This is a genomic window from Clostridium carnis, from assembly GCF_054657435.1.
Genome location: NZ_BAAHYS010000001.1, coordinates 2,078,813 through 2,094,990, shown reverse-complemented (window position 1 = coordinate 2,094,990; position 16,178 = coordinate 2,078,813). Strand labels below are relative to the sequence as shown.

14 protein-coding genes are annotated in these 16,178 nt (G+C 28.0%); 1 reads left to right on the top strand and 13 read right to left on the bottom strand.

Annotated features, from left to right (window positions below; translation table 11 throughout):
* Positions 1 to 7 precede the first annotated feature (7 nt).
* The 9 genes from ACYQ1T_RS10065 to ACYQ1T_RS10025 all read right to left on the bottom strand — a co-directional run bounded on the left by ACYQ1T_RS10065 (position 8) and on the right by ACYQ1T_RS10025 (position 8,506).
* The gene (locus ACYQ1T_RS10065) at positions 8 to 319 is read right to left on the bottom strand and encodes a V-type ATP synthase subunit F (protein WP_459834488.1); all 312 of its coding nucleotides are present in this window, start codon (positions 317 to 319) and stop codon (positions 8 to 10) included.
* The gene (locus tag ACYQ1T_RS10060) at positions 312 to 1,313 is read right to left on the bottom strand and encodes a V-type ATP synthase subunit C (RefSeq protein WP_459834486.1); all 1,002 of its coding nucleotides are present in this window, start codon (positions 1,311 to 1,313) and stop codon (positions 312 to 314) included. The genes ACYQ1T_RS10065 and ACYQ1T_RS10060 overlap by 8 nt, the downstream gene beginning before the upstream one ends.
* 12 nt (positions 1,314 to 1,325) lie before the next feature.
* Positions 1,326 to 1,916 carry a V-type ATP synthase subunit E gene (locus tag ACYQ1T_RS10055; RefSeq protein WP_459834484.1) on the bottom strand — a complete coding sequence of 197 codons (591 nt, stop codon included), beginning with the start codon at positions 1,914 to 1,916 and terminating at the stop codon, positions 1,326 to 1,328.
* An 18-nt stretch (positions 1,917 to 1,934) separates the two neighbouring features.
* Positions 1,935 to 2,420, bottom strand: coding sequence for a V-type ATP synthase subunit K (locus tag ACYQ1T_RS10050; protein WP_459834482.1), 486 nt, complete (start codon positions 2,418 to 2,420; stop codon positions 1,935 to 1,937).
* 13 nt (positions 2,421 to 2,433) lie between these two features.
* Positions 2,434 to 4,386, bottom strand: coding sequence for a V-type ATP synthase subunit I (locus tag ACYQ1T_RS10045; RefSeq protein ID WP_459834480.1), 1,953 nt, complete (start codon positions 4,384 to 4,386; stop codon positions 2,434 to 2,436).
* Positions 4,373 to 4,699: an ATP synthase archaeal subunit H gene (gene ahaH / locus ACYQ1T_RS10040; RefSeq protein ID WP_459834478.1), complete on the bottom strand. Its 327-nt coding sequence runs from the start codon at positions 4,697 to 4,699 to the stop codon at positions 4,373 to 4,375. Before ahaH ends, ACYQ1T_RS10045 begins: the two co-directional genes overlap by 14 nt.
* A 230-nt stretch (positions 4,700 to 4,929) precedes the next feature.
* Complete coding sequence (locus ACYQ1T_RS10035; protein ID WP_459834476.1) at positions 4,930 to 6,597, bottom strand: B12-binding domain-containing radical SAM protein; 1,668 nt, start codon at positions 6,595 to 6,597, stop codon at positions 4,930 to 4,932.
* Positions 6,598 to 6,603: 6 nt separating this feature from the next.
* On the bottom strand, positions 6,604 to 7,110 hold the full coding sequence (locus ACYQ1T_RS10030) for a hypothetical protein (RefSeq protein ID WP_459834474.1): 507 nt from the start codon (positions 7,108 to 7,110) through the stop codon (positions 6,604 to 6,606).
* A gap of 112 nt (positions 7,111 to 7,222) precedes the next feature.
* The gene (locus ACYQ1T_RS10025; RefSeq protein WP_459834472.1) at positions 7,223 to 8,506 is read right to left on the bottom strand and encodes a PQQ-dependent sugar dehydrogenase family protein; all 1,284 of its coding nucleotides are present in this window, start codon (positions 8,504 to 8,506) and stop codon (positions 7,223 to 7,225) included.
* A 151-nt stretch (positions 8,507 to 8,657) separates the two neighbouring features.
* On the opposite strand from ACYQ1T_RS10025, the gene spoVB reads away from it, so the two are divergent.
* Positions 8,658 to 10,157 (top strand): stage V sporulation protein B, encoded by a 1,500-nt coding sequence (gene spoVB / locus ACYQ1T_RS10020; protein ID WP_459834470.1) that lies wholly within the window; start codon positions 8,658 to 8,660, stop codon positions 10,155 to 10,157.
* A 77-nt stretch (positions 10,158 to 10,234) separates the two neighbouring features.
* Here spoVB and ACYQ1T_RS10015 read toward each other — a convergent pair whose 3' ends face one another.
* From ACYQ1T_RS10015 to ACYQ1T_RS10000, 4 genes are all read right to left on the bottom strand, one after another.
* Positions 10,235 to 11,848, bottom strand: a complete 1,614-nt coding sequence (locus ACYQ1T_RS10015) for a putative polysaccharide biosynthesis protein (RefSeq protein ID WP_459834468.1) — start codon at positions 11,846 to 11,848, stop codon at positions 10,235 to 10,237.
* Positions 11,849 to 11,860: 12 nt separating this feature from the next.
* Complete coding sequence (locus ACYQ1T_RS10010; RefSeq protein ID WP_459834466.1) at positions 11,861 to 12,832, bottom strand: RluA family pseudouridine synthase; 972 nt, start codon at positions 12,830 to 12,832, stop codon at positions 11,861 to 11,863.
* A 67-nt stretch (positions 12,833 to 12,899) separates the two neighbouring features.
* Complete coding sequence (locus tag ACYQ1T_RS10005) at positions 12,900 to 14,084, bottom strand: M20 metallopeptidase family protein (protein WP_459834464.1); 1,185 nt, start codon at positions 14,082 to 14,084, stop codon at positions 12,900 to 12,902.
* A gap of 27 nt (positions 14,085 to 14,111) precedes the next feature.
* A complete protein-coding gene (locus ACYQ1T_RS10000; RefSeq protein ID WP_459834462.1) occupies positions 14,112 to 16,094 on the bottom strand; it encodes a cell division protein FtsA in 1,983 nt (660 codons plus the stop codon).
* Between the last annotated feature and the right edge of the window lie 84 nt (positions 16,095 to 16,178).

The following is a 16,178-nucleotide window of genomic DNA, read 5'->3' as shown; positions in this document are numbered from 1 at the left end:
TACCTTCCTATAAAATATTAACGCCAACCGCTTTTTCCACACTATCACTAATTCTCTTTAGGCCTATATTTAATGAGCCTTGATTACTTGGAATTAATATTACAGCCGGAAGTACTTGTTCATTATAACGAGCTATTGTTTCTTCAATATTTTGAGCTACTTGCTCTGTTACAAATATTACTGCGTAATCATTTTTTGCACATCTATCAACTGCTTTTCTTGCTTCATCAGCTTCAACTACAGGGAATACATCTATTCCTAATGCTTTAAATGCTAAAACTGAATCTTTATCTCCAACAACTCCGATTTTCTTATACATAAATATCACGCAGCCTTTCTCTTATTACTTCCTCAGCAATATTATTAAGCTTGCCAACCATTATAATTCTAATTATTTTTATTTCTGTTTCCTTTGCATAGATGTATGATAAAATTCTCTCTGGTCCAAAGGTAACAAGTTTTGAATCCTTCATAAGATTCATAATATAATTGTCACTTAGCTTCTCTAAAAGATTAGCAGAATCTGTAGCAATATAGCTCTCAATGCCTTCTTTAGCCATATCTGAGTAAATAGTGCTTTGAAGTTTTGCCATAATATTTTCAGGTGATTCAGTTATTAATGAGATAAGTCTACTTTTATCTATATCTCCACCTTCAACTATTACCTCTTCTGCAAAATCTCTTCCCTTATTTTGCTTCTTTATTCTTAATAATGTTCTTATATTAGTTGAATCTATTAATGCTTTAATTAGTTTATCTGTAAACCCATAGTTTAAAGCATTTTTTATATTTACTAATTCTTTAAACATATATCTATCCATTACGATATCAATTTGTTGTGGATCTTTAGTATCTTCAAAAACCTTAAGAGTTTTTAAAACCGCTTCACCTAAAAGGTTTGGTAACCCTTTTATATTATCTCCATCTATTTTACGATTTATCTCATGTAAATCTAGCTTACCTAAAGGAATAAACATTGAGGAGAAATCTTTTCCTAATGCTTTTCCCTTTAGCATTACTTTTACATTATGATAATCATATTTAACACTCATAATATCCACAATAGATTTTACTGGGCTAAGTTCATAAACTAAGTTATAAGTTCTTTTTAATTCAGAAGTTAGAATTTCTTCATAATCTTCTGGTCTTTTAACATTTCCCATAACATTAGAATAATCAGTTTCACCTAGTATCTTTAATGCTTCTTCTGCTGAACTTGCTTCTATCATTCTATCTATCTTGGCTTTATCAAGGAGCTTGGTTTCTAAAACCCAAATTCTTGATATCGCTTGGGTAAATTGCATTACATCCATTAGTTACCCTCCTTAATTAAATAATACTCTAGCTACTTCAAACTCCAATTCATCTCTTAATGAACTTACTAAAGCTTCATAAGTATTATTGATTTCTATGCCATTCTTTTCAAGAATGAATCCACCTTTAAATTCTCCAACCTTTGAACTAAGTTTAATGTTTCCATTTGCTCCTAGTTCTTGATTTAATTCATATATAAATGCTGAATCAATAAATTCATTTCCTTCTTTGTTAAGTATTAAAGATTGATCTCCAATTACTCCTAAAGAAGTTATTGATTTTTTAACAAAATCTAAAAATTGTTCTTTTGAAATAGTAGTTAATTTATTAACACTATTTTCAAATACTTCATTTATTACATCTTGTTTTGCAGATAATTTGTTATTTCTAACCTTAAGTACTGCTGATGATAAAATCCTCTCTCTTTTTACTTTAGCTTCAAGCTCAGCCTTAGTAACTATTTCTGCTTCTAATTCTTTGGCTTTAGCTATCTTCTTAGCAAGAATCTTATTTTTTTCTTCTTCAGCAGAAGCTAGAATATTTATTTTACTTTCTTCCGCATCCTTTAGGATTTTAGAAGTTAGATTACTTACATTTGTCATAGCTTCTTCTCTCCAATCCTAGAATCCTTTGCTTACTAACATAAATGAAATAACGAATCCTAATAATGCATATGTTTCAACCATTGCTGCTAATATGATACCCTTTGTATTGTGTTCTGGGTTCTTTGCTAATATTTGAATACCAGCTGCTGCAACTCTACCTTGTGCAATACCTGACCAAAGACCTGCAAATGCTATTGGAAGACAAGCTCCTAATAAGTAAAGTCCTTGTTCAAATGGCATACCTGATGACATTTTACTATATACTAAGAAACCTACAACGAATCCATATAGTCCTTGAGTACCTGGTAATAGTTCTAATACTAATGCCTTACCAAACTTTTCTGGTTCTTCTGTTACTAATCCAGTTGCAGCTTCACCAACTAAGCCAACCCCTTTTGCTGAACCTATACCTGATAAACCTACCGCTAAAGCTACACCAATTGCAGCAAATATTAATCCACCATTATTTTCAATAAAAAACTTAATCCAACTCATTTCCATTTATAAAATCCTCCTAATCTCTTTTGATGTTAATATATTTTTCTGATACTTTAAATGGTTCAAATGGTCTTCCACCGCCATCATAGAATTTTGAGAAATACTCAACGTATTGAAGTCTGGCTGTGTGAACATATGCTCCAAGTAATGATAATCCTAAGTTAAATACATGGAATAGTATAAAGAATACTGGTCCTACTACCCATACTGCAACTCCTGGTAATCCACGTATTAGTAGGTTTAATGCACCTGCAATAGATCCACCTGCTAATCCTAATGCCATAAGTCTAGTATAAGATACTAAATCTCCTACATATCCTGTTATTCCATATAAAGCATAAAGACCTTGACCTAATTTAGCTCCTCTTGTTTTTTCTGTTCTACCACCTGTTAATACTATAAGAATCATTCCAAATAACATTGTTATTGTAAATATAGTTGATATTGTAGATGATAGCTTTAAAGCCTTTGCAGCTGCAAAACCTCCAATTGAAACTAAAGTTATAACCCATGATCCTACATCATAAAATGCATCCTTTGGTTTTCCTAATTTAATTAATGTATAGGCTTTTATTCCAAGTCCAAAGAATATTTGTATTACCCCAAGTACAAGAGATAATATTAATATGGTAAATACATCTGTTGATGGATCTACAAGCTTTGGAATTGGTACTAAATCTCCAAATACTGAACCATATATAAGTCCAAAGAATATTGTTGGTATGCTTAGATAAAAGAAAAACTTTGCAAAATCTTTCTTTGTTTCATCAAGCTTTAAGAATTTAAGGGCTAAAAATGACCCTATTAATACAATTAAACCATATCCTGCATCTGCAACCATCATTCCGAAGAATATTAAGTAAAATGGTGCTAATAATGGTGTTGGGTCAACCTCATTATATTTAGGATAACTATACATTCCAGTAACACTTTCAAATGCACTTACCATTTCTCCATTTTTAAGTTTTATTGGAACTTTATCAATTTCATTTTCATTTACTGCTTCAAAGTTTATATAATAATCATCATTTAAAACTTCTCTACATATGTTTTTTAACTTTTCGTTATCTTCTTCACAAATCCATCCTTGAATAGCACTTACATTTTTTGTCTTTAAGAAATTTCTTAAAACTTTATTTCTCTCTACTTTATTTAAGAAATAGTCATAAGCTAATTCTAAAGTTTTTAGTTCTTCTTCTAAATGTGCTATGTCTTCTTTAACAAAGAATTTTTTTGATTGCAATTCTTCTATTTGATCTTTAAAATCAAATATTAGTTTTACTGCTACATCTTTATGTTCTGTTTTAAATGTGCTAAATCCAACACCTCTTAGAATTTCTAAAACCATATCTTTATCAGCTTTATTAGCTAATATAAGAATATTTATATCATTATTGTTTCTTGAAATTATTTCAAGATATACATCTGGTAATTGCTCTACTAATGTCTCTTCATAAGACTTAGCTATACTTCCTAAGAAGTAAGAAGTTTCTTTCAATTCATCTAACTCATTAAAAGCAACGTCTAAATCTTGCCAAGGAGCTAAATAATCTATATCACCTTGTAACTTTGTTATTTGTGAGTCAAGCTCTGCTAAAATATGTTCTTTTTCTTTTACATTTTCATAGCTTTGTATCCAGTTAGAATTTTCAAATTTCTTTTCAAATTCATCAAGGGTTAAAGAATCTTTTTCTTCTTGTAGTGCCTTTAATCCAGATTTTTTAGGTACATAGTTTCTTAGAAATTCTAGGGCAAATTTAGCTTTTGATAAATTTTCTTCATACTCTGCACATTCTGAATCTATATCATCTTTAGATAAATCTTGAAGTGACTCATACTTTTCAATAATTTCTTCATCTTGTAAGTTTATAAACTCAACATTTGAAAGTCCTTGAATTTTACGTAAAAGCTCTTCTTTTTTTGATTCAAAGGTTAGCAAAGTGAATTTGTTCATCTTAACTATTGCCATGAATATTCACTATCCTCTCAACGATTAAATTAATAGCATTATTTCTCTTTTCATTAGACATATTTTTTATGTCTAAAACTTCTTTTTCACCCTTCGTTAAGATAGGTTCAGCTTCCTTGTTTCCTGCTTCTTCAGCAGCTTTTATTAGTTCAAGCTTTTTAGCTTTTGCCTTTTCTAAAAGGTCATTATACTCTTCTTCAGCTTGAAGACTCGCATTTTGAACAATTTCCTTCGCTTTTACTTTAGCTTCTGAAATCATTTCTTCAGCAGATTTTTCTGCTTTTTTAATTTCACTTATTGCTTCTAATGCCAAAATCTCACCACCTTTTTTTACTATAATTTAATAATATAACCATTAATACTTTATGTAGTATATAGCTACTTGTTTATACAGTATTAATTACTTTTTACTACAATTTATTATACACTGTTTGCTATATTTTTCAACAATTTTATTTTTAGTATTAATAAATAATTTTTTTAATACTCTATGTAATTGTTTCATCCCTTTATTTGCCTAATTAATTTAAATAAAGAAATTTTCTAAATTTTATTATTAATATCTATTATTTCACCTCCATACCCAAACAAATAATAGCTTTTTTCATTAATTACTTTTCCATTATGCATAAATTCATTAATATTTATACTAAATGACTCTAAATAATAATCTTTAAATGAATAGCTACTTCTTAATTTTTCTTTTATCTCTTGCTCTTCTACTTTATCTAGAGTTCTTTCAATAAATGAAGGCATCCCTCTTTTCTTATTAAAACTTAAGTAATCAAATTTTAAGATATTACTTAAAATAGAATTATCTCCTTTTAATATTTCCATATTAAAATCTAAAAATACTTTATAATACTCACTATTACCTATATTTCTATTAAAGTATCCTTTTTTATCAAAAAAACTTCCTAGTTCTAAGTAAAAATCAAATGGTGTTTCAAATTTACTTACCAAATATTTTATTATGTTATTAAATTTTTGAGAGTTATAATATTTATCGACCATTTCCTCTACTTTTTTAAGTACTAATAGTTCATTATAACTAATATTTTTTGTTTTTAATATTTCATAAGGTGGATATGGTGAATATTTCATTCCATAACTCTCTGCTTCTTCTCTCATGGATGACCCTCTAAGAAGCTTTAAAAATCCTAGTTGTATTTCTTCTGGTTCTATACTATAAACATCGTTAAACGACTTTTTAAAGGAATTATAGTCTTCACCTGGTAAACCTGCAATTAAATCTAAATGTTGCTTTATATTTCTTATTTGAAGCAATTCTTCAACTTTTTCTTTTATATCACTAAAATTAACAAATCTATTTATACGATTTAATACATCATCATTTGTTGTTTGAACCCCAACTTCAAATTGAAATCTATCTTTAGGTGCTTTTCTTAGTAATTCTAACTCCATAGGTTTTAATATGTCTGCTGAAATTTCAAAATGAAATTGGGTATTAGTTTCTTCATTAATTAAAAATTCCCATATAGCCATTGAAAATTTATGATTACAGTTAAAAGTTCTATCTACAAATTTAACAAGTCTTACTTTTTTATCTATAAAGAATTTAAGCTCACTCTTTACTCTTTCTATATCTAAAAATCTTACTCCATGTGTAGTTGATGATAAGCAATATTTACAGTTAAATGGACATCCTCTTGACGCTTCATAATAAACAATTTTATTATCTAAATTCTCATCCACCTCATAAGGAAAAACTATTTCATTCATATTCATAAGTGGTCTTTTCCCATTAGCTATAATTTTATCTCCATCTTTATAGTAAAGACCTCTAATTGAGTCTAAACTTCTTTTTCCTAACTTATATTCAACAAATTCACTAAAAGTTATTTCCCCTTCACCTTCAATAATATATTCACCATTTAGTTCTTTTAATATATTTTGACTATCATAGGATACTTCTGGTCCACCATAAAGTATTTCTATATTTTCATCTACAAGCTTTATAAGTTCTGATAATCTCTTTATCATTTCTATATTCCATATATAGGTTGAAAAGGCAACTACATTTGGTTTTTCTTTTATTATTTCCTCTAGCACCTTTTCATCCCTATCGTTTATAGAAAACTCTCTTATTTTACAATCATAATCCATATTATTTGTAAAAGCTTTTAAATATCTAACAGCTAAATTACTGTGTACAAATTTTGAGTTTATAGCTGTAAGTAAAATTTTCATATTTAATCATCCTTCCTTAAACAGTTTTACTGCTTTAACAAAATGTAAATCTTCCCAAACTTTAGTTTCTTCTATTTTGTAGTATTTTTCAAGGATTTTTTTTGTTTCATATGAATCGCACTTAACTAATGGGTTTAAATTCTTAAATTCAAACTCTTTAAGTTTACCAGAAGGAAGTATAGCTCTTATCTTATTGCTTGCTATTTCTCCAACTGATTTATTTATATCCCATATACATATTTCCCCTCCAACCTTTAAATATTTTGTAACTTCATCAATTAATTTTTCTCTTGAATTATTAGACCATATTTTATTTAAATGAAAAAACATTGTACATGTATCGTACTCCCTTTCCTTTAGTAAATGTCTATTTTCGCTACCTATATAATCTACTGAAACCTCATCCATTACGTCTTTAGATAAATTGTATATTACTCCAAAGCTTTCACCTATATCTAATACATCACCTTTTAACTTTACATCAGACAGGTTTAATACAATTATTTTTCCCATATAAAAATTCCCCCTTAATTACATAATATACATTATTATATTCTTCCCTTTTCATAATTATTAATATAAAAAAAAGAGTTATTAAAAAAATCTAATAACTCTTTTAAAAATATTATTTTTTCATTTTTTTATTATTAATTTTAAATACTATACAACCTAAAAGTATTATTAAAAATATTATTGCAAATATCCATAATACTTTTGGTAAATTAAATAAATGTCCAACATTTGATGACTGTAATTCATATAAACATCCAAGACTACTATCTAAAACATAAAATCCATTATTGTAGAATCTTATCTTGCTAATATAACTATTATTACCTAAATCAACAAGTTCCCTTACTACTCCATCTTTTGTTATAGAATATAATAAATTTTTCTTATTATCACCAAAAACTATTGTATTCTTCTCAAAAATCTTTCCTTCTTTATCTATTGCTAATCCCATTAAGGATTGCCCTTCTTTATGTTGATAGCTAGGTGCAAGTGGTGTTTTATCTGGATGATTTTCTAATAGAAAGTCTATTTTAGTACCATCACTGAATCTAGGTGATGTAATCGGATCACCTCCACTATAATCTGGCCATCCATACCAAGTATCCTTTTTAATCTCGTATATATAGTCCTTATCATCCTTTACAGCCCTTGGCTCTTTATCTTCCATACCTCCAACTATAGCTTTTATGTTACCTTCATTATCTGTATCCCAACCTTTAATATTTCTAATTCCATGGGAATATAAATTAACTTCATTTAAGTTTAAATCATAGCTTAAAACTGCTGCATTTCCAATTTTTTTTACTTCAACCTTTTCTCCCTTTTCAACAGAGTTTCCATATGGAACAAAAGGACCTGTTTTTCCTTCTCCATAATTATTACCAGTTAATATCCATGAATTAGTTGGTAGATCATAGGCTGCCTCTTTTTTCTCTGCTATTCCCGAATTAGTATTGCTTCCCACTGAAAAATATAATATATCATTTTCTATTAATAAATTAATTTCCTTATTTATGCCTAAATTAGGGATATTTGATATAAGTTCCTTACTCTCATTATTTTGGCAATTATATTCAACTATTCTAGAACCAGTTGCTATATAAAGTTTATTATTATAATAAATAATATCTAGAATATCAAAATTATTTTCTTTTATTATAACCTTATCTTTTCCATCACTATTTACTATTCTTATAGTATCTTTAAAGGCAATATACAAATTTCCATTATCATCAAAATCAAAACTCTTTGCCCCCTCACATCCTTTTACGCTTATGGACCAATCTATATTTTTGTGTATTATATTTAGATTATATTTATTTGTTAACTTGAAAATTCCAAAAGCTATGGTTACAGTAACTATTGATATTCCTAAAAATTTTATAAATCGTTTCATAAGTGTACCTCCCCCTCTTTATCCTATGTTTAATTTATATTTTTAAATAAATAAAATATTACTATTATTAAAAATTCTACTTTTTCTATTACAATACATATTTTTCTATAAACTCGAATAAATATAATTGTAATTTAAAGGAGTGATATGTTTGGGAAAGGATAATTTCGTAAAAAATTCATTTTTGCTTACTGCATCAAATATAACAACAGGTATTTTGGGATTTATTTTTTCAATTTATCTATCTAAACTTATAGGTCCTGTTGGTATGGGTTTATATGGTTTAGTTATGCCTATATATAACCTTTTTATTTGTTTGATGACTGCTGGAATAATAGCTGCCATTTCTCAAGTATCAGCTATTTATAAAGCAAAAGGACAATTTAATAATATAAGTAAAACTATAAGAACTATTGCAACCTTTAATATTGTTTGGGCTATTGCAATAGGAGTTGTTGTTTTCTTTTTAGCTCCATATATAAGTAAATATGGTGTTAATGATATAAGAACAGTAAATGCTATAAGAGTTACTTGTCCTGCAATGGTATTTATAGCACTTTCCAATATTTTAAAAGGTTATTTTTTTGGAGTATCTAAAATTACAGTTCCATCATTTATAGATATTTTAGAAAAGGCTATGAGAATAATTACTATTGCGCTTTTAATATTTATGTTTAAAGCAACATCTATTACTTCACTTGTAACATTAGCTTATGTTTCATTAGCAATTGGTGAACTTCAAAGTTTACTACTTTTATATGTTTACTATAAGCATCTTTCTAGAAAAGCACCACCTTCTTACGAAAAACCAGAAAGAGCTTCACAACTTATATTTAACGTTCTTATAATAGCGTTACCTCTTTGTTTAAATGGATTTCTTGGGAATCTTTTTGGAACAGCCTCTACGCTACTTGTTCCTCGGCGATTAGTAGCTGCCGGATTTGAATATACTGTAGCAATAGGTATGATTGGAAAATTCACAGCAATGGCCTTTACAATAATAACTTTTCCTATGATTGTTGTATCCTCAATAAACTCTCTATTAGTTCCTGATTTATCGCAAAGTATAAGTGAGGGTGATTATTATAATGCTTCATTAAGAATACGTAAAGTAATAAAAATAGCATTTTTACTTGGATTAGCAACAACAATAATCTGTAACATAATTCCTGACTCTCTTGGTAAAATGTTTTACTCTAGAGATGACTTAGGTGATTACATAAGGATTGGATCTTTATGTGCTCCAATCTTTTTCACTGCTAGTACAATGTTTGGAATTTTAAATGGACTTAATAGACAAAGTATTATTTTAAGGAACTCGCTTATAGTAGCTGTAATTGAACTTATTTGTTTATTTATTTTTGTTGGAATTCCAAAGATAAATATATTTGGATATGCTATAACACTTTTTATTACCTCTACAATAAGTTTAATAATAAATATTAAGGAAGTAAAAAAACATATAGATATAAATTTATCGAAAACTAATATAGTTATCTTCTCATTACTAGCTATATTAATATTTATGCTTTTAAACATATTTGCTAAAAGTATTTTAACTGATTTATTTATTACAAAAAATATTATTATAACTGTGGGTACCTTTGCAATATTTGCTGTTTTAAGTTTTTTAGGCATAGAAGAAGATTAAATTTAAAAGGACTAAAAATTTAATATAAAATTTTTAGTCCTTTTTATTATTAAATAGCTCTTTATAACTAATTTGTACTAAAGTAATTGCTTTCTTAAACTCCTTGGCATTACTCTATATAATCTAGGAGAAATCATATCTAAATCTTTTTTTCTTATACCACCGAAATAAACCATAGTATATAAGTAAATTACTCCTCCTATAGCTACTAACACCAATGTAGCAACTCCTGTTAGTATTCTTCCAGATCCTACTATTTCAACTACTCTTGTAGTAGGCACCTTTAAAATCACTATAATAATACTCATTAAAGTTGAGCATATTAAAGGTACTATAGATTGTTTTATTATTGGTATTTTAACTCTAAAAAACTTTTCTATTTTAATATGATTTATAATTGCAGGAATTAAATATGAAACTATTGTACCTATCATTGCACCATAAATATTTATACTTTCAATAGGTACTAATACTATATTAAAGGCAATCTTAAAGGCTATCCCTAATAATGCTGTTCCAATTATTAAATAAAATTTATTTATTCCTTGTAATATTACACTTTGAATTGTTGTTATTGACATAAAGATAAGTAATATTGATCCAAATGCTAATAACTTATATACTTCTGTATTATTCCCAAATAAAAACCAATAAATCTCTTTACTTAAAATTGCCAATCCGAACATTGCTGGTATAGCTATAATATATGTTAATCTAAAGGCATAACTTGTTTCTCTTTTAAGTTGTTTTCTATCTTTATGTACAAAAGCCTGAATTATCTTAGGAAATATTGATGTTCCAAGTGCTGTAATTATAGCTAAAGGAACATACACTAATGTCTTGTAATAAGATAATGCTGCCGATAAATTATACATTTCTTCTTTATTAAATCCTGCTGATAATAAGCTATTTGAAAGTGTTATTGAATCAACTACACCTGAAAAGTTTTGAACTGCAGCAACTGTTGTTATTGGTATTGCATACATAAATAGCTTTCTTACTATTCTTTTATCTGAAACTACTCTTTTATTTTCAGTATGTAATTTTTCTGCCTCTTCTTTATAATCTCTTTTTTCAAATATATAAATTATATATATTATGGCTACAATAGCACCTAAAGAAGTTCCTACAGTACCTCCAGCACTTCCCCACTCATTGCTTATCTTAACTAATATAGCTGCAAATGCAATACTTAAAACTACATTTACAAGTTGTTCTATAACTTGAGATATAGCTAATGACTCCATATCCTCTATCCCCTGCATATATCCCCTATACGCAGCTAACATAGCAGCAAACACTATTGCAGGTGCTAAGAATATAAATGTCAGAGCTGCTTCTTCTTTTCCTATAATTATAGCAAAAGGATATGCTAGCGCCATAAATATTGCCGATACTATAGTTCCTCCAATAACAAGATATCTTCTTGCTATTTTTAAAGCTCTTAATGCATCTTTATGACTTCCAATAGCCCTTAACTCTGTTACAACTTTAGTAACTGCCGGTTGAGCCCCTAAACTTGTTATAGCTATTAAAAATATAAATATATCATACCCCCCGGTATATATACCATATCCTGTTTCTCCTAAAACCCCTTTTAATAAAGGAACATATAAAGCTGATAGTAGCTTCCCAACAATTCCAGCTATTGATAATATCAAAAAGCCGCGTCCCGTTGATTTCTCTTCCATAACTTTCCCCTTTTATTTTATAGAAAATTTAAATACATCATTTTTTATCTTTTTAAATACTGGTGGTAGACTTTCTATAACTGTTTTATTAGTTAAATATTCAAGCTTTCCTGTTGCCTCTCTAAATATAAGCTTATAAGCATATAAAAATTGACAATCTAATCCAAATTTATTTGCAAAGAAAGAATTTAACTTTCTATCACCATATTTATTATCTCCAATTATAGGAGTACCTAAATGAGCTAAATGAGCTCTTATTTGATGACTTCTTCCTGTTATTAAATCTATTTCTAATAGTGAGTATGCTCCATTTGTTTTAATAGTCTTTACTTCCATGGCTATTTCTTTTGAATCAGGAATTTTTTCATCATAAACTTTTGATATGTTAACATCTTCATTTTTATGAATATATCCTTTGTATAAACCATCTTTAACTTTGCCTTTAACTAAAGTATTATAGTATTTTTCAACCTTCCCATCTCTTATCATTTCATTTAATGTTCTAAGTGATTCAAAGTTTTTACCAAAAATAACTATACCTGAAGTATTTCTATCTAATCTATTACATGATGCTGGTGTAAATGTAACTTCATTTTCTGGAAGATAATCTCCCTTTTCATTTAAATATGATAAAACATAATCTGTTAATGTAGCTTCAGCACCTTTTTGATCTGGATGTACTAATACCCCTGGCCACTTTTCAACCACTAATAAGTTTGAATCTTCATATGTTATTTTCATTCCACCAGACTCAACTTTAATAAAGTTTGGTTTGTTTTTTTCCTTGTTACTTTGAACATACTTTATTTCTATAATATCGTTAATTTGAAGCGGATAATTTTCCTTTTGTTTTTTTCCATTTACTCTTATATCACCTTTTCTAAGAGCTTTAAAAATCTTACTTAAAGGAACATCCTTTAATAATTTTCTTAAAAATTTATCTAATCTTTGCCCTGCTTCATTTGTACCTATTTCTATTCTCAAACTAATCACTCCTAGTGCTTTTTCTCTTTTAAAGATATTTTCCCCATTGTTATAGATTAATATTAAATTAACTTCTTGTCAAATATTGTAGAGCCATTTCACATTGCATAGCTACACCCAATGGTAAACAATTCTCATCAATATCAAAAAGACTACTGTGAGCTGGATAAATAATATTTTTTCCCTTATTTCCAGATCCTAAAAAATAAAATACTGATGGTCTTTCATTTGCAAAGTAAGCAAAACTTTCCACACCCATTTTAGCATTTCTTTGAGGTAATACATTTTCTTGCCCTAATACTTCTATAGCTACTTCTTTAAATAATTTAGTCATACTATCATCATTATATAAATTGGGATATGATTCTTCTATATCTATTTCACAGCTTCCTCTAAAAGATTTACATATATCTATAACCACTTCTTCTAATCTTTTTTTAGCAAAAACTCTATCTTCTTTACTCATAGTTCTTATAATTCCACTTATTTTAACTTCATCTGGAATTATATTTTGAGCTGTTCCACCATGAATCGACCCAACTGTTATTAACGCTGGATTAGATGGATCAATTTCTCTACTTATAATACTTTGAATAGCTAAAACAACATGACTTGCAATAACTATAGGATCAATTGTTGTATGTGGATAAGCACCATGGCCACCTGAACCATTTATCGTTATGTTAAATGGATTTGATGCAGCATTAACAACTCCATCTTTTATCATAATAGTTCCACACTCTAAGGTTTCTTCTACATGCAACCCACAAATGCAATCTACTTTAGGATCTTCTAAAACCCCTTCTTCTATCATAAACCTTGCTCCCCCAACAGTTTCTTCTGCTGGTTCAAAGATAAGCTTTATATTTCCATCAAATAAATGTTTATTTTTATTTAAAAGTTTAGCTGTTCCTAATAATATGGTAGTATGAGCATCATGTCCACATGCATGCATTCTACCTTTTATTTTTGATGAATAACTACATGTCTTTTTATCATCCATTGGTAAGCCATCAATATCTGCCCTCAATGCAATTGTCTTATTAGAATTATTGCCTTTTATTCCTTTTATAATCCCACATACACCAGTTTTTGCAAATTCCTTATATGGAATTTTTTCATTATCTAAAAAAGATTTAATTAATTTTGAAGTTTCAAATTCTTCCATACCTATTTCTGGATGTTTGTGTAATTCTCGTCTTAAGGTTACTAATTCTTCTAAGATGCTTATTGCTTCCTCTTTAAAATTCATTTTAATTGCCCCCTATTATTTCTTACCTTAGCTCCAAAATATTTCTATTTCATCTCCATCTTTTATAACATCTGTATATCCAGCCATATTTCCATTTAATTTAAGGTTTATAGTTCCCTTTGCTTCCTTTAAATCAAAATCAATATAGTTGAATATATGAACAAAAATATATTCGCTTTTATCGCTAAGTATTACTTCATTACCATTTACTTTTACTACTATATGCATATTTTCAGAGAAATTCTCCTTTATTTCTTTTTCATTAATATTTTCTAAGCTTTCTTTAGTAGTAAAGCTATCTCCATCTAAAACTATATAATTATCATTTAATATCTTTCCATCCTTATGAAGCTCCTTAGAATCTTTAATAATATATTTTAAAATATCCCCTACATTATTAGGAAATACTATTTTCACATTATCTCCATCTTTTATTTCAGAATCTAAAGGTACCTCAATATTATTTAATAATGCTATAGGTTCTAAGTTATATAATTGTCCATTTATATATATGCTTATAGTATTAAATTCCTTTATTTGCTCAATTACTTTAGGTGATGCAGCTTTCCCTATCTTAGCAAATGTAACTTCTATAATATCTCCTGCTTTTATTTTTCTCTCTATAGTACATAGCTCTTTATTTACTTTTATTGTTGGATTTTTTCCTTTTTCCCCAAAGGCTATCCTTTTTATGTCATTTAAAGTATATCTGATATTTTTACCATTTTTCCCAATTAACATAGATGGATTTATTCCTGCTTGTATTAAAACATCCATTATTGTATGTTCATGAGAATTAAACATACTAATTGGTGTTCCATTTAATATCACATCAATAAAATCATTTCCTTGATTTTTTAAAGCAACTAGTGCTATACCAAGTACAGTTACCCCTGCTGATCCTAATTCATTATTACTAATACAATCTACTACAGCCTTTCTATCTTTAATAGCAATTCTTTGCATAGGCATATTTAAACTTAAACTTATCTCATCTATTAAACCTGGTGTATGGGCACCACCACCAACTAAAAATAAAGCACTTGGAGGCTTATTCCCATTAAGTTCTATAATTTTAGAACTTATGCTTTCAGCTATTTTTTTAACTACTGGAGCTATAACCTTCATTAAATGCTCTGACTTTACAGTATTCTCGATTCCTATTATATCTGTATATGTAACTTCTTCTTGTATATTTAATCTTCTTTTTATAACTTCAGCTGTATTAAAATCTACTAAACACTCTTGTACTATTGCTTCTGTAACCTCATCTCCAGCCTTAGGTACCATTCCATATGATGAAATACTTTCTTTTGAACTTATTGCAATATCTGAAGTACCTGCCCCTATATCTACTAAAGCTATATTAAGTAATCTTAAATTTTTAGGTACTACTGCTTCAATTGCTGCTATAGGTTCTAATGTTAGACTATTTACTTTTAAACCAACATTTTTCATAACTGTATATAAAGAGTCTACAACAGACCTTGGAAGAAATGTTGCTATAACATGCGCTGCTGCATTTTCACCTTTATGTCCTAAAAGATTAGAAATTACAAATCCATTTAAATAATAATTTATAACTGAATATCCTACACAATATAACTTACCATCTGTTGATTTATTTATTTCCTTTTCTGCTTCCTTTACAGCTATAAGCTCTAAATTTCTTATTGTATCTTTACTTATTTCTTCATCTTGATCTATATCAATAGTTCCTTTTGTATCAATAGTTTTCAAAAACCTTCCTGCAGCTGCTATTGATACATTTTCTAGCTTTATATCTATTTTTTCTTCTATTTCACTTATTATCTTTTTTACTCCATTTGAAACTAAGCTTATATCATGAATTTGTCCATCAACCATTGCACGTTCTTCATGTTCTAAATACTTTTCACAAATAACATTAAATTTGTTATCCTTTACTATTCCTACAGTACCTATCATAGATCTTGTACCAATATCCAAAGCGAACTTAATCTCACCTGCTTTTATATCTAAACTATTCATTACTTCACCTCATTAGCTATAAAACTGTTTATTATATATAAATTTTCCTTTTTCTTCTTTATTACTAATTTTATCATACATTTA

Excerpts from the sequence above, each read along its gene's own strand:
- ACYQ1T_RS10065 (WP_459834488.1), bottom strand. The coding sequence starts at position 319 with ATGTATAAGAAAATCGGAGTTGTTGGAGATAAAGATTCAGTTTTAGCA.
- ACYQ1T_RS10060 (WP_459834486.1), bottom strand. The coding sequence starts at position 1,313 with ATGGATGTAATGCAATTTACCCAAGCGATATCAAGAATTTGGGTTTTA.
- ACYQ1T_RS10055 (WP_459834484.1), bottom strand. The coding sequence starts at position 1,916 with ATGACAAATGTAAGTAATCTAACTTCTAAAATCCTAAAGGATGCGGAA.
- ACYQ1T_RS10050 (WP_459834482.1), bottom strand. The coding sequence starts at position 2,420 with ATGGAAATGAGTTGGATTAAGTTTTTTATTGAAAATAATGGTGGATTA.
- ACYQ1T_RS10045 (WP_459834480.1), bottom strand. The coding sequence starts at position 4,386 with ATGGCAATAGTTAAGATGAACAAATTCACTTTGCTAACCTTTGAATCA.
- ACYQ1T_RS10035 (WP_459834476.1), bottom strand. The coding sequence starts at position 6,597 with ATGAAAATTTTACTTACAGCTATAAACTCAAAATTTGTACACAGTAAT.
- ACYQ1T_RS10030 (WP_459834474.1), bottom strand. The coding sequence starts at position 7,110 with ATGGGAAAAATAATTGTATTAAACCTGTCTGATGTAAAGTTAAAAGGT.
- ACYQ1T_RS10025 (WP_459834472.1), bottom strand. The coding sequence starts at position 8,506 with ATGAAACGATTTATAAAATTTTTAGGAATATCAATAGTTACTGTAACC.
- ACYQ1T_RS10015 (WP_459834468.1), bottom strand. The coding sequence starts at position 11,848 with ATGGAAGAGAAATCAACGGGACGCGGCTTTTTGATATTATCAATAGCT.
- ACYQ1T_RS10005 (WP_459834464.1), bottom strand. The coding sequence starts at position 14,084 with ATGAATTTTAAAGAGGAAGCAATAAGCATCTTAGAAGAATTAGTAACC.
- ACYQ1T_RS10000 (WP_459834462.1), bottom strand. The coding sequence starts at position 16,094 with ATGAATAGTTTAGATATAAAAGCAGGTGAGATTAAGTTCGCTTTGGAT.